The organism is Paenibacillus chibensis, assembly GCF_004001045.1.
GTDB classification, from domain to species: domain Bacteria; phylum Bacillota; class Bacilli; order Paenibacillales; family Paenibacillaceae; genus Paenibacillus_AQ; species Paenibacillus_AQ chibensis.
Window position 1 is genome coordinate 43,718 of record NZ_BIMK01000028.1, and the last position, 21,065, is coordinate 64,782.

General features: G+C 52.8%; 15 protein-coding genes. 11 read left to right on the plus strand and 4 right to left on the minus strand.

What is annotated here, in order from left to right; all coding sequences use genetic code 11:
- Positions 1 to 65: 65 nt before the first annotated feature.
- Positions 66 to 4,232: a S8 family serine peptidase gene (locus PCH05_RS19590; protein ID WP_246049773.1), complete on the minus strand. Its 4,167-nt coding sequence runs from the start codon at positions 4,230 to 4,232 to the stop codon at positions 66 to 68.
- 39 nt (positions 4,233 to 4,271) lie between these two features.
- Between PCH05_RS19590 and PCH05_RS19595 the strand changes: the two genes are divergently transcribed.
- The 5 genes from PCH05_RS19595 (at position 4,272) to PCH05_RS19615 (ending at position 11,907) form a co-directional block, all read left to right on the plus strand.
- Positions 4,272 to 5,762, plus strand: a complete 1,491-nt coding sequence (locus PCH05_RS19595) for a response regulator transcription factor (protein WP_281278784.1) — start codon at positions 4,272 to 4,274, stop codon at positions 5,760 to 5,762.
- 104 nt (positions 5,763 to 5,866) lie between these two features.
- Positions 5,867 to 7,564 (plus strand): type 2 periplasmic-binding domain-containing protein, encoded by a 1,698-nt coding sequence (locus tag PCH05_RS19600; RefSeq protein WP_127604984.1) that lies wholly within the window; start codon positions 5,867 to 5,869, stop codon positions 7,562 to 7,564.
- 235 nt (positions 7,565 to 7,799) lie between these two features.
- Positions 7,800 to 8,693 (plus strand): ABC transporter permease, encoded by an 894-nt coding sequence (locus PCH05_RS19605; protein ID WP_127604986.1) that lies wholly within the window; start codon positions 7,800 to 7,802, stop codon positions 8,691 to 8,693.
- A 79-nt stretch (positions 8,694 to 8,772) separates the two neighbouring features.
- Complete coding sequence (locus PCH05_RS19610; RefSeq protein WP_127604988.1) at positions 8,773 to 9,651, plus strand: carbohydrate ABC transporter permease; 879 nt, start codon at positions 8,773 to 8,775, stop codon at positions 9,649 to 9,651.
- 180 nt (positions 9,652 to 9,831) lie between these two features.
- Positions 9,832 to 11,907 (plus strand): beta-galactosidase, encoded by a 2,076-nt coding sequence (locus tag PCH05_RS19615; protein WP_127604990.1) that lies wholly within the window; start codon positions 9,832 to 9,834, stop codon positions 11,905 to 11,907.
- Positions 11,908 to 12,035: 128 nt separating this feature from the next.
- Here the strand turns inward: PCH05_RS19615 and PCH05_RS19620 are convergent, their stop codons facing one another.
- Positions 12,036 to 12,950 carry a LysR family transcriptional regulator gene (locus tag PCH05_RS19620; RefSeq protein WP_127604992.1) on the minus strand — a complete coding sequence of 305 codons (915 nt, stop codon included), beginning with the start codon at positions 12,948 to 12,950 and terminating at the stop codon, positions 12,036 to 12,038.
- A gap of 125 nt (positions 12,951 to 13,075) precedes the next feature.
- Here PCH05_RS19620 and PCH05_RS19625 point away from each other — a divergent pair, with 125 nt between their 5' ends.
- Positions 13,076 to 13,465: a tautomerase family protein gene (locus PCH05_RS19625; RefSeq protein WP_127604994.1), complete on the plus strand. Its 390-nt coding sequence runs from the start codon at positions 13,076 to 13,078 to the stop codon at positions 13,463 to 13,465.
- A 76-nt stretch (positions 13,466 to 13,541) separates the two neighbouring features.
- Positions 13,542 to 14,282, plus strand: a complete 741-nt coding sequence (locus PCH05_RS19630) for an SDR family NAD(P)-dependent oxidoreductase (RefSeq protein WP_127604996.1) — start codon at positions 13,542 to 13,544, stop codon at positions 14,280 to 14,282.
- Positions 14,283 to 14,389: 107 nt separating this feature from the next.
- Here PCH05_RS19630 and PCH05_RS19635 read toward each other — a convergent pair whose 3' ends face one another.
- Entirely contained in the window at positions 14,390 to 15,445 is a 1,056-nt protein-coding gene (locus PCH05_RS19635) for a class I SAM-dependent methyltransferase (RefSeq protein ID WP_127604998.1), read from the minus strand.
- Between the two features lie 185 nt (positions 15,446 to 15,630).
- Between PCH05_RS19635 and PCH05_RS19640 the strand changes: the two genes are divergently transcribed.
- Together PCH05_RS19640 and PCH05_RS19645 are read left to right on the plus strand one after the other, a co-directional pair.
- Positions 15,631 to 15,795 carry a DUF1328 domain-containing protein gene (locus PCH05_RS19640; RefSeq protein ID WP_127605000.1) on the plus strand — a complete coding sequence of 55 codons (165 nt, stop codon included), beginning with the start codon at positions 15,631 to 15,633 and terminating at the stop codon, positions 15,793 to 15,795.
- 154 nt (positions 15,796 to 15,949) lie between these two features.
- A complete protein-coding gene (locus tag PCH05_RS19645; protein WP_127605002.1) occupies positions 15,950 to 16,165 on the plus strand; it encodes a hypothetical protein in 216 nt (71 codons plus the stop codon).
- A 45-nt stretch (positions 16,166 to 16,210) separates the two neighbouring features.
- On the opposite strand, the gene PCH05_RS19650 is transcribed toward PCH05_RS19645, so the two are convergent.
- On the minus strand, positions 16,211 to 17,746 hold the full coding sequence (locus PCH05_RS19650; RefSeq protein ID WP_127605004.1) for a sulfatase family protein: 1,536 nt from the start codon (positions 17,744 to 17,746) through the stop codon (positions 16,211 to 16,213).
- Between the two features lie 226 nt (positions 17,747 to 17,972).
- On the opposite strand from PCH05_RS19650, the gene PCH05_RS27760 reads away from it, so the two are divergent.
- Positions 17,973 to 18,308, plus strand: coding sequence for a hypothetical protein (locus PCH05_RS27760; protein WP_246049775.1), 336 nt, complete (start codon positions 17,973 to 17,975; stop codon positions 18,306 to 18,308).
- A gap of 36 nt (positions 18,309 to 18,344) precedes the next feature.
- Positions 18,345 to 21,047 (plus strand): hybrid sensor histidine kinase/response regulator, encoded by a 2,703-nt coding sequence (locus tag PCH05_RS19655; RefSeq protein ID WP_246049783.1) that lies wholly within the window; start codon positions 18,345 to 18,347, stop codon positions 21,045 to 21,047.
- The last annotated feature ends 18 nt before the right edge of the window (positions 21,048 to 21,065 follow it).

Genomic DNA, 21,065 nt, shown 5'->3' on the forward strand with positions numbered 1-21,065 from the left:
CATAGCCAGGAGTGGAGTAAATGCTCCATGGCTTGGGGGTGTTGTATTACGATTTAATTAATCGTTCAATCAATCAGATTGGTTTTAACCAACAGCTGATGCAGGGCAGCAGCGGCTGTTTCCCGGTTAACGGAAGCACTTGGATTAAAGACGTTACCGTCACCACCGAAAATTCCTTTGGAAGCCAGAGATTTTACGGCATCTTTTGCGTACGGCGCAACTTTGGCATCGTCATTATACGCGCTAAAGGACGGATTGGACGCCTTTACTTCTATGCCGGTCAACTGAAGGGCTCTATTCAAAATGACGGCCATTTCTTGACGTGTAACGATATTGCTTGGCGCAAACTGGTCTTTGTTAATGCCTAAAATCAATCCTGCTTCATAAGCGGCCGCCAAATCATTCGCATACCAGGCGGATGCATTCACGTCCGTGAAGCTGGAAGCTTTGCTAGACCGAAGTCCAAGCGAACGAGAAAGCAGGGCGGTGAATTCGGCCCGAGTCAGATTGCTCTTCGGCGAGAAGACGCCTTCGGCCGTTCCGTCAACGATCAACTTGTTAGCCAAGGCCGTAATATCGGATGCGGCAGGCGACGAAGCGATATCATTGAATTTCACCGTGCGGCTAACGACAGCGTATACCGAGAAACCCGGGCGGTTTACGGTTACGATCGTAGATCCGTCCTGTTGTTTTTTAACGACCGAAGAAATAGGGGTTACTTTTCCGTTTTCTTCGAACAAGACGCCAGCAGTATTCGGCTCAATGCTGCCTGGAACGGTAAAAGATCGCTTGATGAAGGTTTTATTCGAAACCTGAACCGGCGCTTGAGTGGTGCCCGATACCCAGAAGGCTTCAATAGAAACCGGAGAACCAATAACTTTATCTCCCGGTTTTTGTCCTTCAAATGCAGGCTTTTGATCTTCAGCCTTTTTGATTACTAGATCGAAACCTGCATTAGCAGGAGCGTTTCCGAGTACGGAGACGGGGACCGCGACGGCAGACCCACCTGCGCTAACCACGATCGTACTGCCGGATGGCAGGCTGCTTAATTGTTTGATTTGATCAGCAGTCAGCGTAACTTTCACTTGATCAAGTTTCGTGCCGGGAACTTGGATGATAACAGCCGTAGCTGCATTTTCCGCCGACGAGATGGCGGCTTTCAAATCAGCATCGGTTACCGTTGCTGAGGTTACGCCGTTTTCAGTCGTTGTTTTGGGCGCTACGCTAACTTGTTTTTGTCCTTGCTCAACAACTGAATTTGCAGAACCACCGGTAGATGGCTGCGATGGTGTGGTCGGCGTAGTCGGACTAGTCGAGGATCCGCCGCCGGAATTTCCGGAGCCATCTGATCCGCCGCCTGTATTGCCACCGCCACTCGTTTCTTTCGATTCATCTACGCGGAATGAAGTTACGCCACTGTAAATGATTTTTGAACCATCGGGCCTTTTAGCTATCGATCCTGTTGCCGTAAATTGCACTGCTACAACTTCGATTTTATAAATTCCATCTTTTAAGTAAGCGGTGGTAGGTTCCTCGTTTTCATCCAGAACCGGATTTCCGGCTGCGTCATATGGATGATAGGCATTTGTGATTCCCTTTAGAGTATAGACTTGTGATTTGAAATATTCATTTGTCGTATCCGTAGATTGAACATCAAGGAATCCGATAGTCTCATCATCCAGGTTCACCAGGTCGATCTCATAGTAGTTGGTATCAGCGGCCGACAACTTAAAGGAAAGATCGGTAGAAGTCTTCGTTGTACGGTTAGGATAGACAACGGTATTGGAAACGTTCATTTCCTGAATACCAAATCCGGTCGCAGGCTTCTCCTTGCCTACATTTACGACAAACGGAAGGTGCAATTCTGGTTGGTTTGCACTTCTTAGTGTGACTTGACCTTCATAGAAACTGTTCTCTTTAGCATTGGAACCAACTTTAAGGGACAATTCAAATGGTACGGTTTTTTTCCCTTGTGCCGTAATCTGGTTGGTGCTTAGAGTCGCTTCGATGTCAGAATGATCCCCGTGCCAATCAATGGTAGCCTCATAGGTAAGCTCAGCATTCCCTGTGTTTTTGAGTTGCAGGCTCTTAGTCTGCTTAAGTGCTCCTGGAGCAACCAGGCCAAAGCTCGTGGAAGAATTATAATTAATGACGTTTTTAGGATTGAAATTCTTATCCAAAATTGTGATTGGTTCTACTGCTTCAAGCAATGCATTCGTATGGATCGCATTAATAACGTTTGTACGTCCGGCGCCTTGCTGGTATACGTCATAGTCAGGCAGGATATCTGCCGTATTGGCGAGTGCTGCACGAACGTCAAACGGGTTCCAGTCCGGATGGGCTTCTTTGATCAGCAGCGCCAGTCCTGCAACATGCGGTGTAGCCATGCTGGTACCGCTAATTCGGCTATATGCTTTATCATAGGTTGCTTCTGGTTTATCTTTTCCATATGCAGGCCATGTTGAGAGAATGTTGACGCCTGGCGCTGTAACATCCGGTTTGATGCTCAGGTTGTCGTCCGAATCAGGTCCCCAAGAGGAAAAGTCGGCGAGTTCATCACCTGGGATAATTGTATGTGGAAAATCAGAACTAAAATCAAACCGCAATTCCGTGTTCGGGTTCTCTTGGAGTGCTCTCGCCAAAGCACGTCCTTCCGTTCCCTTCATATCGAAAGTTGGAATGAAGTCAAAGTTGTCGCCTACAGTTACGTCGGCAAAACCGTCGCGGAGTGGGATACTTTCGCTAAGGTCCGCATCGGTACCTTTGTTGATACCATTGAAGATGACGATTGCTTTAGCTCCATGCTTTTTGGCGTTAGAGATTTTATCGACAAAAGCGAGGGTTCCGCGCGAAGCGAAAGCAATTTTGCCCTCGACATTCTTGTTAGCATAATCTTTATCATCGCCAAGACCGACATATACCACTTCTTGTGGTTCTGTACCGACAATATCGGAGAAGTTTTCATGTGCCGTTTCCCAGCCCATCATCTGAAGCTCTCCATAAGTGGAGTACGTTGCTGTAGTTACAGTTGGGTTATCGGCATCTACAAGGGTAGGGACCAAACTGCCTGTATAATGCTTGCTTTCGCTGGTAACAGCACCCACGGCAATGCTGAGCTGAGCCGTTGCCGGCGATCCCATGGTATAGTAGTTAGGTCCGGCATTTCCATTCGCAATGACGGCAACGACACCAGACAGAACCGCATTGTTAATAGCGACGGCGTCAGGCGAATTTACGTCTTTCTCGGAATCGGAACCGAGGGAAAGGTTGATGACATCCATCCCATCCTTAACGGCGCGTTCAATACCATCAATTACTTGAGCCGATGATCCTGATGATTTGCTTGGGTCATCAAGGTTGCGTCCGAGCACTTTATAGGCGTATAGCTCGGCTCCATATGCAACTCCCTTTTGAGCAATATCGGTATTTTTGTTGGCGTATTGCCCGATAATTGTTCCGGCTACATGCGTGCCGTGGTAGGTGCCCTCATAACCGGTATGAAACGGATCATCCTCTTTAGAAAGTGGAACTTCTTCATAAGGATCATTGTCGTTATAGAATGAGTCGTACCCGCCTTTGTATGCCGGAGCAATATCTGGGTGGGTATAGTCGACACCCGTATCGATGACACCAATTTTAAGTCCTTTTCCTGTATAACCTTCCGCCCAAGCATCGGTGGCCCCGATTTGTTTTAGAGGGTTGATGTCATATCTTTCTTCGGTACCTGTTGATGAGGCCTCGATCGGTAGAGCATACCAAGTACTATTCTCCTGGATAGATTTTACGCCAGGAATCTTGGCAAGTTCAGGGATTTCGTTGGCGGGCACGCTGACTTCAAAACCATTCAATACCGTGTCGTATTGGTAGTTGACTTTCAGATCGATGCCCTGGTCCGAAACTTCGTCGAGGAAGGACTCCTGTTGGCTTTGTACAGTCGATTCCGTTGCGGATTTGGCGAGAGAACTAATGCCTTGCTTCGCCGCATATTTGCCAACGGCGGCAGGTTGGCCGCTAAGTTGGATGATAACCCGTACTTTCTTAGAAGAATTGGTATTGATTTGTGGTGACACATACGTGGGTTGCGACGCTTCAATGATGGATTGCAGTTCCTGATTGGAAATCTTAAAGCTCGAAGAAGGTGAGGCGAGAGTCATGCCTGGAACGGCACCGATAGTCATGCCTAGGGCAAGGGTGATGATCGGCAGTTTACGTGATAAAAGACCTTTCTTCAAACAAATCCCTCCATTGATATATAATGAAGCACCATTGATATTGTCGTCTCGGATATCCGGATGCCCGGGATGGACGGGCTGCAGCTGATGGAGCAGATCCAGCAGGAGTGGCCGCATATCCGCTGCATGCTTCTGACGGGCTACTCCGATTTCGAATATGCCAAGAAGGCGCTGCGGCTGCAAGCCTTTGATTATATTTTGAAGCCGGTCAACGATGAGGAGTTCATCCTGAGCTTGAGCCATGCCGTGGAATCCCTCAAGGATGAATGGGAGGCCGCGGAGAAATATGACCGGCTGCTGTACGCGATGAAATCGGATTCCGGCGTGCTGAAAACGAGCCTCATGCATGATCTGGTGCTGGGCCGCACCTGGTCACCGAAGGCCGTGATGGAGAAGCTCCAGCAATACGACATCCCCATTGCGGCGGATGAATCGGCAGTCATGATATTGGTCCAGCTTGGCAGGCAGTTTTCGCACTTTGACCATCCTTCCTTGATGCTGATGGAATATGCCGTGGGGAATATCGCGGAGGAGATTTTTTCGGAGGTGATGCATATTTGGCACTGCAAAGCCCCGCATGACTGCCTGCTGATTGTGGCTTCGCTGAAGCCGGCGTACCGTGACAGCATCGGGCTGCAGCCGGATTTCGAGCAGCTTCGCAGACGCAAGCTGCATGAGCTCGCAGAGGATTTCCGTACTCAGGTAGGACGTTATTTAAAAGGGGATTTGGCGCTGGTCATTACCGACTGGTTTCCGTTTCCAGCGAACATGGCGCATGCGTACCGCTCGGGCCTCAGCAGCTTCATGATGTCCGGCGGTGAAGAGGCCGGCACGATTCTCTATCTGGAGGATACGCAGCAGGCTTGCGGCACGCCGATGAAATCGTTCGAGACCCTCTACAAGCCGCCCACGCTGATTCATTTGCTTGAATCGAAGCAATGGGAAGCTGCCCGGCAGAAGGTGAACGAGGTGTTTGCGGATTTGGAGAACGCCCGCTATTCGCGCGAGCATCTGTATGAGGTATATCTCCTGATGACCAATGCCTTCATGTATATTGCGCATAAACAGGGACAGTTTGCTTACCAGATTGACCAATCGGGCTTTGACTTGCTGCATGATCAAGGAATGATCCTGTCGCCGGACAAGCTGAGGAGCTGGGCCTGCGGCATGCTGGACAAGATACAATCCGAGCTGTCCGCAAGCGAGCATTACACCCGGGGGTATATCATTCATCAGGTGCAGGAACTGGTGTCCGGGGATCTGGGGCAGGATACGTCGGTGAAGACGATCGCGGACAAGGTCTATCTCCATCCGGTTTACCTGTCCAAAATTTATAAGGCCGAGACCGGCGAGAGCCTGGGAGATTACATCATCCGCATGCGAATGGAGCGGGCGCTGTATCTGTTGAAAAAAACGAATAAAAAAATATACGAAATCACCGCTGAGCTCGGCTACCAGAATCCGCAGTATTTCAGCAAAATGTTCAAAAAGCATTACGGGTTAAATCCCAATGAATTCAGGGATCAGTAACAGGTTGCAAAAGGTGCAGAAATCTTCGGAGAATGACATAGGCCGCTTGGCCGGGCGCTCCTATAATGAAAACTGTAGCAAGATGAGAAATAAGGGGGAGCGATATGAAGACTTATTCGAAGAAAGCGTGGACGTTTGTGTGCAGCCTGATGCTGGTCAGCACGCTGTTTGCCGGATGTTCAGGTTCCAAGGGGGAGACAACCCAAACTGCTGATACGGGAGCGAAGCCGCAAGCCGAAGCTCAAGTTGAAAACGCTTATAAAGACAAATATGATCCTCCCGTTACGATCACGACCGTCTGGGGCGTGGACCCGGAGCTGAAATTCAAGAACGGGGAAACCATCGAAAATAACGTGGCGACGAAGTGGGCCAAGGATACGCTCGGCATCGACATCCAATCGTTATGGTCGGTCACCGATACCAACAATGCGTTTGCGACCAAGCTCCGGCTCGCGATGTCCTCCGGCCAGCAGATGCCGGATGTCGTGACGATCGGGGATGCGCAGCTGGCGCAGGATTTGATCGATTCGGGCATGTTCCAGGATGCGGGCGAATTATTTGATAAATATGCGTCGGATACGTGGAAGCAGGCCATGGAGCAGGATCCGAACGTATGGAATCCTTACATCCGCGACGGCAAGAGAATGGGTATTCCGGTTCTGGACTACGCCTACAACCACGACTATCTGCTCTGGATCCGCCAGGACTGGCTGGATAAGCTCGGACTCTCCGCTCCGACAACGATCGATGAGCTGGAGAAGGTGATGGATGCCTTCAAAAACAACAATCCCGACGGCCTGAAGCCGGATGAAGTGATCCCGCTCAGCATCGGCTTCAAAACGACGATGAATACCTGGATGGGCGACCCTTCCTGGGTGTTTGGAGCGTACGGAACGATTCCGCAGCAGTGGAACAAGGGAGCGGACGGCAAGCTGGAGTATGGCTCGATTAACCCGGCCATGAAGCAGGGGCTGCAGAAGCTGAGCGAATGGTTCAGCAAAGGCTACATTCCGAAGGAAGCGGCGCTCTGGGACGAGAATAAAACAGCAGAGCCTGCGGTTGCGGGGAAAGCCGGAATTCTGCCGGGTCCGTATTGGATGAGCGGCTGGCCGCTGGCGGATACGGTCAAAAACGTGAAGTCGGCCGTATGGAAGCCGATCGCGCTGCCGGCAGGTCCGGACGGCAAAGCGGGACGCCACGGGACGCTGTTTACGAACGGCGTGACGCTGATCAACAAAAACATGAAGCATCCGGAAGCGGTATTCACCTATCAGAACTATATGTTCGAAAATCTGGCCAACTCCCAGCCTGGCGGCGTATTTGATAACGGACTGTTCAAAGGATACGACTACGATATGGATGCAAGCGGCAAGGCCCTTCGCTATGAGGATATCCCGGGGGGCTATGTGAACAGCCTGCGCTACTTGCTTGTCAGAGACGGAGCCCGGATACCGGATGCGCAGATGAAGGCGCTGCTGAACCTGGCCGACGGCAAGGAAGCCACGACACGTCTGGAGAAGGAAGTGAAGCTGAACTACGGCCTCGAGACGCCGGAAGCGGCGAAAGTGCTGATGGGACAGGAAGGCATTGCTTATCCGAACATGTACACGGGGCCAACGACCTCCACGATGAAGACCAAAATGGATTACCTAAACAAAATCGAGAACCAGACCTTTAACGAGATCATTTACGGCAAGCAGGGGCTGGACAGCTTCGATAAATTCGTCGAGACCTGGAAGGGATCGGGCGGGGAACAAATTACAAACGAGGTCAATGACTGGTATTCCAAGCTAAGTAAATAGCGATGAGAAGAGGGATGTCCCCGGCTGCCGATCCGGCAGGGGACGTCCTTTTTTTGTATAACAATCGAAGCCTGTCCATCCCGCTATCATAAGAAAACAAACTTCTACATGCTTTTTTTTAACTGGTTGCAATTATGCCATTTATGTTGGTTTTATGAGCTACTGCGGCTTTTACGGCGTTGCTATAATGACGGTACAAACGGGAAAAGATGCCCATTCATAGGGGGAGACGACAATGAATATCAAGAAAACCTGGCCGCTGCATGTGATGGTGCTGCCCTCGCTGCTGCTGCTCATTCTGTTCAGTTACGTGCCGATGGCGGGGATCGTCATGGCATTTCAAAATTTCAAGCCTTGGCTTGGCTTTACGCACTCTGAATGGGTAGGGCTGGACAATTTCCACACCTTGTTCGCAAGACAGGACAGTATGGAGGTGATTTGGAACACGCTGATCATCTCCGCGTTGAAAATCGTGCTGAACCTCGCAGCTCCATTTACCTTTGCGCTGCTGCTGAATGAAGTTCGAAAGGCCTTCTTCAAACGGTTTGTCCAAACGCTCGTGTATCTTCCGCATTTTCTTTCATGGGTCATTCTTGGCGGGATTTTGCTGGATGTGCTCTCCACGGACGGCGGCTTCGTTAACCGGATCCTCAGCTCCTGGTTCGGGATCAGCCCGATCTTTTTCCTCGGAGACAACGACTGGTTCCGCTTTACCGTCATCCTCTCGGATGTTTGGAAGGATTTCGGATTCGGGACGATTGTTTTTCTGGCGGCCCTCTCGAACGTGAATCCATCGCTGTATGAAGCAGCGGAGGTGGACGGGGCATCACGCTGGAAGCAGACCCTGCACATCACCATTCCTTCCATGCTGCCGATCGCGGTCGTTGTCGGGACGCTGGCTCTCGGGAATATTTTGAATGCCGGCTTTGATCAAATCTTCAACCTGTACAATCCGCTCGTTTACCAAAAAGGCGATATTATCGATACCTTCGTGTATCGTACGGCGATCCTGAACGGTGAAATGGGACTTGGAACCGCGATCGGGCTGTTCAAATCCGTTATCTCGATGATCCTGATTTTTATTTCGTATCGAATGGCCTATAAGCTGGCAAACTACCGGATTTTCTAAGAGAACATCCAGTAAAGCAGCATTCCTTATCAAGCAACCGTTGATCGCGATTTTTCGTCTTAGAGGGAGGACATGAACGATGTATCATAAAACCGCTTCATACCGTATTTTCACCGTCGCCAATACGCTGGTGCTGCTCTGCCTATCGCTGCTGTGCGTGGTGCCGCTGCTGCATGTGCTGGCCGTTTCGTTCAGCGCCAAATCCGCGGCGGATGCCAATCTGGTCGGACTGTGGCCCGTGCACTTTTCGCTGGAAGCGTACAAAAAAACGGTCGACAACCCGGTATTCCTGCATTCCATCTGGGTTTCCGTGAAAAGAACCGTAATCGGCACGGCGCTGACGCTGCTGCTCGCATTTCTGGCGGCCTATCCGCTGTCAAAGGAAACGAGCGTCTTCAAGGCGAGAAACGTTTACTCCTGGCTGTTCGTGTTCACGATGATTTTCAGCGGGGGCCTGGTTCCTTTTTATATCGTGATTCAAAACCTTCATCTCATTAATTCCTTTTGGGTGCTGGTGCTGCCGGGAGCGGTGAACGTGTATTTGACGATTCTGCTGCTCAACTTCTTCCGCGGGATTCCGAAGGATCTGGAGGAAGCGGCATTCATCGACGGGGCGGGGCATTTTCGCACGCTGTTCTCGATTTTCTTGCCGGTATCCCTGCCGGCGATCGCCACGCTGGCCTTGTTCAGCGTCGTGTTTCACTGGAATTCCTGGTTTGACGGACTGTTGTACCTGAACAATTCCAGCTCCTTTCCGCTGGCGACGTTCCTGCAGACCGTCATCGTCCAGAAGGACATGAGCTCTATGAGCATCGATCCGAAGGAAGCGGCGCTGCTGTCGCAAAAAACGGTGAATGCCGCCCAGATTTTCATCGGCGCGCTGCCCGTGCTGCTGGCTTACCCTTTTCTGCAAAAATATTTCGTCAAAGGCCTGGTGATGGGTTCGGTGAAGGAATAAGCAGAGCTGGGGAGGCTGCGATGATTCTGGGTCAGGGAACAGTCATCACCGTTTGCATGAATAATACCATGTTGAATCTGAAAGGATTTCCATACGTGGCGTAGAAGTTACGATGAGTTGAAGAGTGAACGAAAAAATGACGCCTTTATCAATCATAAACGGCAGAAAGAGGGATACTCCATGACCACTTCATTTCCGCCCATCAGCCCGAAGCTGAAGGGATTTATGCATGGCGCAGACTACAACCCGGATCAGTGGCAGCATGCACCCGAAATACTCGAGGAGGATATCCGCCTGATGAAGCTGGCAAAGTGCAACGTCATGGCGATCGGCATTTTTGCCTGGGCGGCGCTGGAGCCGGAGGAAGGCATCTTTACGTTCGAATGGCTGGACCGGGTACTGGACCGTTTTGCAGCGAACGGCATCTATGCCTGGCTGGCTACGCCAAGCGGCGCAAGGCCGGCCTGGATGTCCGCCAAGTACCCCGAGGTGCTTCGCGTGGAAGCGAACCGCGTGCGCAATCTGCACGGGGGACGCCATAACCATTGCTACTCCTCGCCGGTATACCGTGCAAAGGTCCGCATCATGAATACGAAGCTGGCGGAACGTTATGCCCATCATCCGGCTGTGATCGGCTGGCATATCTCCAATGAATACGGGGGCGAATGCCACTGCGACTTCTGTCAGGAAGCCTTCCGCGAATGGCTGCAGGAACGGTACGGCACGCTTGCGGCGCTGAACCAGGCCTGGTGGACAACCTTCTGGAGCCATACCTACACCGACTGGTCGCAGATCGAATCGCCCGCGCCGCACGGGGAACGGATGGTGCACGGCCATAATCTGGACTGGAGAAGGTTCGTCACCGACCGTACGGTCGACTTCTGCCGCCACGAGATTGCGCCCTTGCGGGCGATCCGGCCAGAGCTGCCGGTCACCGCGAACATGATGGACTGGTTCGAGGGTCTCGATTATCGCAAGTTCGCCGATATTCTCGATGTCATCTCCTGGGATGCCTATCCAACCTGGCATGATCTGCAGGATCAGGGGGCGCTCGCCGCATGGTTCTCGTTCAACCATGATTTGTTCCGGTCCCTCAAGGGCGGGCAGCCGTTCATGCTGATGGAGAGCACGCCGAGCATGACCAACTGGCAGGCGGTCAGCAAGCTGAAGCGTCCCGGCATGCATCTGTTGTCCTCGCTTCAAGCCGTGGCGCACGGATCGGATACAGTGCAGTATTTCCAGTGGCGCAAGAGCCGCGGCTCCAGTGAGAAGCTGCACGGCGCCGTCGTGGACCATGTGGGGCATGAGCATACCCGGGTCTTCAGCGATGTGGCGGAGCTGGGGGGAATCCTTGAGAAGATTGCCAGTGTCGCTGGATCGGCCGTTCCGGCCCAGGTAGCCATCATCGCCGATTGGGATAACCGCTGGGCGGTGAAGGATTCGCAAGGGCCGCTGAATCGGGGCATCGATTATGAGCGTACGGTCATGCAGCACTACCGGGCCTTCTGGGAGCTTGGCGTGCCGGTGGACGTGATCGGTTCGGATGATCATTTTGCACATTACAAGCTGATCGTGGCTCCGATGATGTATCTGTGCACGGAGCAGGCCGGCGCGGCGATTGAAGCTTTCGTTGCCGGTGGCGGAACGTTTGTGACGACGTATTGGTCGGGCATCGTGAACGAAAGCGATCTGTGCCATCTCGGCGGCTTTCCCGGACCGCTGCGTAGTACGCTTGGCATTTGGTCCGAGGAGATCGACGGCCTGCATGAGGGAGAGTACAATGCTCTCGTACGGCGTGACGACAAGCTGCCGGGCTTGAAGGAGAGCTATGAGGTTTATGATTTATGCGATCTGATCCATACGGAAGGAGCGGAGGTGTTGGCGGAATACCGGGAGGATTTTTATGCAGGACGTCCGGCATTGACCGTCAACGCCTTCGGAAAAGGAAAAGCGTACTATTTGGCGGCCCGGGCGAAGGAACCGTTCTATGCCGATTTCTATGGTCAGCTCATTCAAGAAGCTGGCGTATCCAGGGTGATAGATACGGAGCTCCCTTCCGATGTGACCGCGCAGATGCGTACGGACGGAGAGAACGATTATGTATTTCTGCTCAATTTCAGCGGTCAAGCGCAGGAGATCGGGCTGGCTGGGCAGGCATTCACCGACTTGTTCAGCGGTCGTGCCGAGCAGGCTGCCGTTCATCTGGACGTGCATGGTTTGCGGCTGCTGAAACGGACGAAGGCAGGGCGAATTTAAAGATAGTTACGGTAGGAAAGCCGACTATTAAGCAGGCACCGCAGAAAGCATTTCAGAAATTCAACACAAACCGCCGCATTGGGAAAAAGGAAAGAGCCCGGGGGAAATCACCCCCGGGCTTATTGTATCTACAAGATAAAGGTGCCGGCTTTCAATGAATCGGCGGCCGGGAGTTCCTTTTTCAGCGCTTCGTATAGCCTGCCAGCCGCCAGCCGCGGCGGATAATCAGGCTCTCTGCATAACAGGCCGCAGGTCATATCGACCTCGTCATCCATCAGCGGCCGGATGACGGTGCCAGCCGGTTCGGGCTGGAGTACCGAAGCCGGAACGAGCGCCGCCCCGATGCCGCATTGCACATAATACTTCAAGGCGGACATGCTGCCGATTTCCACGGTGTCGAGCGGAGGGCCGCCAGGCTCCTGCAGGAGCATTTCCAGCTTGCGGCGATAGGGGCAATCGGCAGCCGTGATCAGCAGCCGGTGTCTCCGCAGATCCTGAACGGAAATGGTTTGCTTCCCGGTCAAGGGATGCTGCTCCGGCAGCAGCACGACAAAATGCTCTGTCAGCACAGGCTCGAAGTAGAGTCCGGTCCCGAGCAGCGGCGGGGAGCAGACAGCGAGGTCGAGCTCGCCGTGCAGAAGCTGCTGGCTGAGCACCGGAGAGCTCGCGATGCTGACGGATACGCGTATCTGCGGAAACTCATGCAGAAACTGGGCAAGAATGCCCGGCAGCCGGTAGCTCGCAATCGGCTCCACGACCCCGAGGCGGATATGGCCGGCTGCGCCTGCGACCAGCTCCGTCATCGTCGTTTGCAGCTGCTCGATATCGCGGACGATATGCGCGCTTTGTTCCAGAAACAGGCGGCCGGCCTCCGTCAATTCGAAGGTTCTGCCGCGCTCCATGAGACGCATGCCGAGATCGGTTTCAAGCTTCTGCATCTGCATGGTAACGGTGGATTGGGCGTAATTGAGTTCCTCCGCTGCCCGGTTGAAGCTTCCGAGGGCCGCAATCCGGTGAAAGGTTTTGACTGACTTCAAATCCATAGAATCGATGCATCTCCTGTGGTTCAATTATTTTGAAGGAATCATTCATTTAATTCAATTATACAAATATATAATCCTCATATACAATGACCTTGTCAATGAAAAGAATACAGGAGGAGAGAGCGATGCCGTTTATTCGCATAGACCTGCATGAAGGAAAGCCGGCGGAGGAGCTGTCCATGATCAGCCGTTCCATTCATCAGGCGATGGTCGAGACGATCGATGTACCGGAGGACGATTATTTTCAGGTGATCACGACGCATGCGCCCGGAGAGCTGTTATATGATCGGCACTACATGAATATCGACAGATCGGAGGAGCAGATCTTCATCCAGATCACGATGAAGGAAGGCCGCACACTCCGGAAAAAGCGGGCCCTGTTTGCCCGGATTGCGGAACTGCTGCAAGCGAACGCGGGCGTGAGGCCGCAGGACGTGATGGTCATTTTGACGGAGAATAAGCAGGAAAACTGGTCGTTTGGCCATGGGATCGCGCAGCTTGCCGCGGAAGAATAGGCTGGCGGCCATGACAGCTGCATGACGATGGGGACCGGTCGCGTGTATTTACTCAGATTAAAGGAGAGGATTAACGATGGAGCTTAGCGGCAAAAAAGCACTCGTTACAGGCGGAGGAACAGGAATCGGACGGGCGGTATCGCTGGCGCTGGCGGAACGTGGAGCCGCAGTGGCCGTGAACTATTCGCGGTCGGTGCAGGAAGCCGAAGAAACGGTGCGCATGATTCGAAGCAAGGGCGGGCAAGCGCGGGCCATCCAGGCTGATGTATCCCGCGAACAGGAGGTTCTCGCGATGGTGGATACCCTGGCAGGCGAATGGGGCGGCATCGATGTATTGGTTAATAACGCCAGCATAACCCGCCACATCGCGATGGAGGATCTGGACTTGGTGACGGATGATGCTTGGGATGAGCTTTTTCACATCAACGTCAGAGGCATGTTTTATTGTGCAAGAGCCGTCGCCCCTTGGATGAAGCGGCAGCGGCAGGGAGCGATCGTCAATGTCGGCAGCATCGCTGGCATTACCGGCAAGGGCTCCTCGCTGCCCTATGCGGTCTCCAAAGCAGCCGTTCACGGGCTGACCCGCTCGCTGGCGCAATCCCTTGCGCCGTATATCCGCGTGAACTGCGTGGCTCCCGGAGCCGTCCTGACCCGGTGGTGGGACGGGCGGGAGCAGCAGATGGAGCAGCTGGCCGGCACGCTGTTGCTTGGCGAAGCGGCTGAGCCTGCGGATATCGCCCATATGATCTGTGCTGTGCTCGAACAGGAGGCTCTGACGGGGCAGATCATCACGGTGGATGCCGGACAGTCCATGTAAGATAGGATTTCTTGAAGCTTGCTCCGTAACGACAAACAGGTCCATCTTGGCATACAACGGCCAGGCTGGACCTTTTTCCCCTATATCATCTCCACTAAATGACAAGCTCACCGCATCCTTGCCACAACGCCGTTATGCACCTTGATGTACCCATGCCTGCAAATATCCATGCCGTTCTCGTAAACGTACAGCCCCATCTGCTGTACCGTCATCAATTCGCGGTACGTATGGTTCATGACGTCAGCCATGATTTGATAGAACAGGCGGGATCTCAGCTGATTTCTTGGCGTCGTCATAATGGCGTAGCCCCCGGGCTTCAGGAAGCGCCGGTGCCAATCCACCACCTCGGGCTTGATCTCGTCCGGAAAATGCTCCAGCAGCCCGACGGAGAGAACGATATCGAACTCCCGGCCAAAGGGGAGCCTCCGAATGTCATCGACCACATATTCAATATTGAAATTATGTTTGTAGTATACCTGCGGGCTGCCGGTGCAGGGATTCGCCCCAAGAAAAGGGTAGGCATCCGGGAATTCCGCAAACCGGGTGGTGCGGCAGTATTCATCATAGTCAACCATAACGACCTCGGCCCCGGGATACATGGCTGCCAGCTGCATCGCCTCGTAGCCTTCGGCAGCGCCAAGAAAAAGGATTCGCGGTTTCTGGACATCCAGCCCTTCGAACAAGGCCCGTTTGCCCCTAGGATCCCATACGCCGTCCTGAATCCGGTGCACATAATTCCACAGGTGGATACGGACGACGTCCCCGATCCCTTCACGAATCTGATGGAAGTTAAACGCTTTCAAGCTTTTGAAGAACTCGGCTTTTTCCTTAGCGATCTCGGCGGGGACGTCTTTAATGAACCACTGATGGAAAGACTGGTTGAAGTGGGTCCAAGCGGTATGGGCATCCATGGAGGTGCCGTGCTCCCGCTCCCAAGCCTTGCGGTCCTGGGCAACGCTTTTGACCTCATAGGGCTTGCCGACATCCTTCCAGGATAGAAGAGACCAGTCATGGACGGGATTGAGACTTATGAACTTCTGGTACTCGGGCGAGGCATGGGATCTCAGATCCACGCGGTAATTCGGCATCAGTTCCGTATGTTCCATTTCTGCGGCAGTGAAAGGGGAATCCGTCGCGGTGGCAGGGCCGGCATTTACATTCATTTATCATCCCTCCTTACGTTCACAATAAGGCGTATTGGAAAAATTTACAACATAAAACGCCATGCTTGCTGTCATGAATTTTTTGGATCAGCGGGCTTACAATTTTTACAACCCAGGTTCAAGCGGCAGCAGATCGGTTACAAGTAAGTATCAAACAATACGACGTTATGAAAAGGGTGATTATTATGTTAGGTTGGGCTATATTATTTTTGATTATCGCTGTTGTGGCGGGGATTTTCGGATTCTTCGGAATCGTCTCGGCCGCCGTCGGCATCGCGAAGGTGCTGTTCTTCATCTTCCTGATTCTGTTCGTGGTATCGCTGATCTTCGGACGCGTAAGAAGACGATAACGGATCAGTGCATTGCTGAATATGGAATAGCAGAAAAGGGGTGGTTTCCCGCTTGGGGAGACCGCCTTTTTTTTGTTTGCGTGTCGGTAACGACATGATAGGATAAAGAATATGGTTTACCTTTATTTGTAAAACCGAACGGGAGGTATGAGCCATGCAGGAGTGGATCGGCAGCTGCCGGAGCTGCGGCAAAACCATTTATTGCGAGAACGGATTTTTGAACGGAACGGTACAGGAGGATCAGACGCTGGAATGCTTTGAATGCCAGGAGCCGGCTGACGAGGAGGGGGGGCGTAATTACAAGCTCTTCAATAGAAGCATGTTCAATGCGTACCATCATGATGTCGAGATTATGCTAAATACGAACTGAAGCAAAAGGCAGCCCTGAGGGCTGCCTTTTTTAGCGACGGTATGTCTACGCGCCCGAAACCCGCGGCATTGGCATCGATTCCTTGCCGAGTTCGGCCCAGATATACTTCAGCATCAGCTCGGATTTCAAGGATGCATAAGCCGGGTCGTCCCACAAATTATGAAACTCCTGGGGGTCCTCCTGCAAATCGAAGATTTCCCCGTAGGTTTGGTTGTAATAGACTGTGATTTTATACCGTTCATCCACATACGTTTTCTGATGAATCGTCGTCGGTTCATGATGAAATTCACAGATGGCATGATCCCGGGCCTGCTGCGCTTCTCCAAGCCATACCTTGCTCTGGTCCACGCCTGTCATGGCATGCGGAATGGGGATATCGCAGAGGGATAGGAATGTGGGAGCCAGATCCACCAAAGATTGAATCGCTCCGGAGACTTTGCCTGCAGGCACGCGGCCCGGATAGCGCACGAGAAACGGCAGCTTGATCAGGTCCTCGTAATGGAAGCCGCCCTTGGCCTGCAGCCCGTGCTGACCGAAGAAATGGCCATGATCGGTCGTGAAAACGACGATGGTATTGTCCGCGATGCCCAACGCATCCAGCTTATCGAGGATTGTGCCGATATAGTGGTCCATCATGCTGATCATGCCGTAATAGGTCGCCATTTGCTTTCTTTTATGCTCATCGGTGAGTCGATGGTTATTTCCGTATCCGTAAAATTGATGCGAATTGTAGCCGTGGATTCCGAAACCGCTCTCCATCCACGGGGAGAAATCCGGATGGTCCTCCTGGGTCATGCCGAAATGGGGAGGGTTATTGTCATGCTCGCCCGCCATGCCTGTCGGAAGCGTTAAGGCGTCCGGATCGTACATCGTATCCCAAGGCTCGGGAACGAGGTATTCCGGGTGCGGATCGAAGAAACTGGACCACAGGAAGAAGCTGTCTCCGCCCGCTTGATATTGTTCCAGCATGGCATTGGTGCGCTCCGCAATCCATGTATTGTAATGATACTCCTCAGGAATCGGCCATCGATAGGTAATGCTCGGGTCCATATTCCCTGTCGGCGCCAGGAAATAATCCCTCCAGTTGGTGCAGCCCTTCTCCTCCAGCCACTGCGTATAATGCTGTCCGACATGGGCTTCGTTCGTATGGTTGCGGGCTAGCTCCACGTGATCGAATCCGTAGAAAGGCCCATGGAACTGCTTCCAGTATTCCTCATCCTGCAGGATAGGGTAGGATTCAAGGGACGGGTATTGCTCCGTAGACCGCAGCTGTTGAAAGTGCGCCTTGCCGATGAGCGCCGTTCGGTATCCCGCCGCGTCGAAATCTTCTCCCACGGTATGCCGGTCTTCAAGGAGCTTGGTTCCAAGCGTCCAAGCCCCGTGCTGACTCGGATATAACCCCGTTATGATTGAAGCACGGCTCGGGGTGCAGGTCGGATTCGGACAGTAGGCCCGGGTAAAGGTGGTTCCCTCCCCCACCAGACGGTCCAGATTCGGGGTTTGGATCTCGCTGTTGAATGCGCCGAGCGTATCCCAGTGCTGCTGATCGCTGGTAATCAATAAAATATTCGGTTTCTTCATGCGGACAATCGCCTCCTGTGTACCATTGTACGGATTTCCGTCTGGAAGGAGAATGGCATGAAGTCGGCTACATTTAACATTTTGTCAGGTAAGCCAAACTTCTTGTTGACAAGCATAGGGTTCCATTATATAACAGCTATTGCTTACCATTTCATGCCACGAATCATTTATGCGATAAAAAGCTTCATTAAAGGGGTTAACCTATGAAAAACAAAGCCTGATCATCTTGGCGGGAATTGTCCTGATCGTGATTCTGCCGGTCTGTCTGATCGTCCAATTGATTATCTCATCAGGCGAAGGTCCAAACGCCAGCCAAGGCAGGCTGAATTTGAGCAGCTGGGACTTTGCCCGGGACGGATCCGTTCAACTGACGGGGGAGTGGGAGTTTTACCGCTCACAGCTTTTGACACCGGAGGATTTTCATGAAAAAGGTGGAGGAGCAGCCCAGCCGCCGAAGCTGACGGGAATGGTCGATCTGCCTGGCAGATGGAATGATTACATTGGGGAGCATGATCGTTCAACCGCCGAAGGATATGCCACGTTTCGTTTGCGGATTCATTAAAAAAATGCCGACGAAGCGATATATGGAATCCGTACCGTGAATATCCGGACAGCAAACCGGATTTTTATTAATGGCCATGAGGTGGGCGCAAGCGGGAAGCCGGGGATCGACGCCACGAATGAGCGCCCGGATAACATCCCTTACGTCGGATTTTCCAGCATAACGGGGGACGAGGCGGAAATCATCGTTCAGGTATCGAATCATGCCTACGCTTCGGGCGGCATATTCGCCCCCCTTGTATTTGGCGACAAAGCGTCGGTCATGCGGAGCAGGGAGCTGGATCTGCTGATCGACCTCATGTCGGCAGCGGGCTTCCTGATTCCCGCGCTGTACATTCTCGTGCTGTACCAGCTGCATAAAAAGGAGCCTTCGCTGCTGTATCTCGGCCTGTTTTGCCTATTCGCTTTAATGTATGTTTTGATGCATGGCGAGAAGCTGCTGGGTAACTTATGGCCGGGCTTGGATTACGATTGGTTCATGAAAATCCAGCTGTTTTCATCGGCATTAATTTATTTTTTCCTGCTGCGGTATGTCGCCGTGGCGGTAAAAGGGTCGATCCCGCGAACGGTATTAAGGATATGCGATGCGGCGACAGCGGCAGTAGCAGCAATGGCTCTGGCGCTTCCACCGCTTGTGTTCTCTAAAATGGAGCCGCTTTTGCTTACATATTCGCTGACGGCCGTCAGCTACATTGCCTTTGCGATGGTTCGCGGAATACGCAGGCAATCCGAGGATGCGGGCTTGATGCTGATCGGGATGCTGAGCATTCTGATTATTATTGTGGCAAACGTGCTGACCTTAATGGGATTATCCAACAGTTTAAAGCTCGTTCCTTATGAAATGCTCTTGTTCGTCATCACGCAGGCCCTGCTGCTATCCCAGCGATTCTCCAGGGCTTTCGACGAGGTGGAGGAGCTCTCGCATAAGCTGCTCACACTGGACGGCTTGAAGGACGAATTCTTGGCCAATACTTCGCATGAGCTGCGGACGCCGCTGCACGGCATGGTTAACATTGCCCAATCCATGGTGGAAGGGGCTTCCGGCCAACTGAACCGGAAGCAGGCCAAGGATCTGGGGATGATCGTGACGACGGGGAAAAGACTCTCCGTGCTTATCAATGATATTTTGGATTTCGGAAAGCTGAAAAACGGAGAGATTTTGCTAAACCGGCAGCCGGTGGACCTCAAAGCCGTGACCCGTTCCGTCATGGAACTCACGCTGCATCTTGCCGGCAGCAAGCCGATTCGTTTCGAGGAGCTGTGGCCGGAGCATCTGCCTTTATTGGATATGGACGAGGAGCGCCTCCGGCAAATTCTGTACAATCTGCTCGGGAATGCCGTGAAGTTTACCTCCGCAGGCATCGTACGCATTGAGGCCAAGACACTGGACGGCGGAGGTCTGGTTCAAATCACGGTAACGGACACCGGAATCGGAATTGCTGATGACCGCCTGCAGGACATATTCAAGTCCTATGAACAGATCGGCGCCGCAGCGGAAAGGGAATACAGCGGTACCGGACTTGGACTTAACATTACCAAGAAGCTCGTCGAGCTTGGGGGCGGGAACATATGGGCGGAGTCCGAGCCGGGAAGAGGGTCCTCCTTTCATTTTACCCTTCCTGTATCGAAGAAGCCGGGAACTGCGGACCAAGATAAAGGGACAAGCTTCGGGTCCGGAGCTTTCGAGGCCGGACGGGAAGAGGAAAGCCTGGCGGTTTCCGGCTTAGCGGAACCCAGCTCAACCCTACTGTTGGTCGATGACGATCCGGTCAATTTGCAGGCGCTTCGGGGACTGTTATCCGCCGAAAGCTGCAGGCTCATTTCCGTGAACAATGGCGCCGATGCCCTGAAGCAAATTCATTCGGGGCAGTCCATTGATCTGGTGATAACCGACTGGATGATGCCCGGCATGTCGGGTATCGAGCTCTGCCGCGCGGTGAGGCAGCAGTATTCCCCGTTTGAGATGCCTGTACTGATCCTGACGGCCCGCGGCCTGCCGGAGGACGTGAAGATCGGCCTTCAGGCGGGAGCCAATGATTTTCTGCGCAAGCCTGTCGATGCTGATGAACTGCGGGCCCGGGTACGGAATCTGATTGAGCTGCGCAAATCGGTGCGCAGCTCGATCTCGGCGGAGATGGCATTTTTGCAAGCCCAGATCAAGCCGCATTTTTTATTCAACGCACTCAATACGATTATTTCGCTGCTTCCTGTCGATCCGGAAAAAACGACAGGATTGCTGCTGGAGCTTAGCCATTATTTGCGAAGCAGCTTTGATTTTCAAAACCGGGAACAGCTGACGACGCTTCATCAGGAGATGTCGCTTGTCCACTCCTATCTGGCCTTGGAAAAGGCGCGATTCGAAGAACGTTTGGAGGTCGTATACGAGGTGGAAGCGGAGTTCGGTGGACTCATCCCGCCGCTCAGCATACAGCCTATCGTCGAGAATGCCGTACGGCACGGCATTATGCAGAAGGAAGCAGGAGGAACCATCACGATCCGAATCCGGGAAGATGATGACAAAATATGCGTTTCTGTGATGGATAACGGGGTCGGCATGGATTCGGAGCTTGCCGGGCGGATATTGTCGGCGAGAACGCCGGAAAGCGGCGTGGGGCTCAGAAATATCCACACCAGGCTGCTGACGCTTTACGGGAAAGGCTTGACGATTGAAAGCGGGCGTGAATGGGGAACGTCGATTTCGTTTGATGTACCCAAAGGAAACATGGCGGCACGGCTATGAGGAAGGGGGCAAAAAAAG

Coding starts and splice junctions, on each gene's coding strand:
- PCH05_RS19625 (WP_127604994.1), top strand. CDS start 13,076: ATGCCGTTTATTCGCATAGACCTGCATGAAGGAAAGCCGGCGGAGGAG.
- PCH05_RS19650 (WP_127605004.1), bottom strand. CDS start 17,746: ATGAAGAAACCGAATATTTTATTGATTACCAGCGATCAGCAGCACTGG.
- PCH05_RS19620 (WP_127604992.1), bottom strand. CDS start 12,950: ATGGATTTGAAGTCAGTCAAAACCTTTCACCGGATTGCGGCCCTCGGA.
- PCH05_RS19630 (WP_127604996.1), top strand. CDS start 13,542: ATGGAGCTTAGCGGCAAAAAAGCACTCGTTACAGGCGGAGGAACAGGA.
- PCH05_RS19635 (WP_127604998.1), bottom strand. CDS start 15,445: ATGAATGTAAATGCCGGCCCTGCCACCGCGACGGATTCCCCTTTCACT.
- PCH05_RS19615 (WP_127604990.1), top strand. CDS start 9,832: ATGACCACTTCATTTCCGCCCATCAGCCCGAAGCTGAAGGGATTTATG.
- PCH05_RS19610 (WP_127604988.1), top strand. CDS start 8,773: ATGTATCATAAAACCGCTTCATACCGTATTTTCACCGTCGCCAATACG.
- PCH05_RS19600 (WP_127604984.1), top strand. CDS start 5,867: ATGAAGACTTATTCGAAGAAAGCGTGGACGTTTGTGTGCAGCCTGATG.
- PCH05_RS19640 (WP_127605000.1), top strand. CDS start 15,631: ATGTTAGGTTGGGCTATATTATTTTTGATTATCGCTGTTGTGGCGGGG.
- PCH05_RS19645 (WP_127605002.1), top strand. CDS start 15,950: ATGCAGGAGTGGATCGGCAGCTGCCGGAGCTGCGGCAAAACCATTTAT.
- PCH05_RS19605 (WP_127604986.1), top strand. CDS start 7,800: ATGAATATCAAGAAAACCTGGCCGCTGCATGTGATGGTGCTGCCCTCG.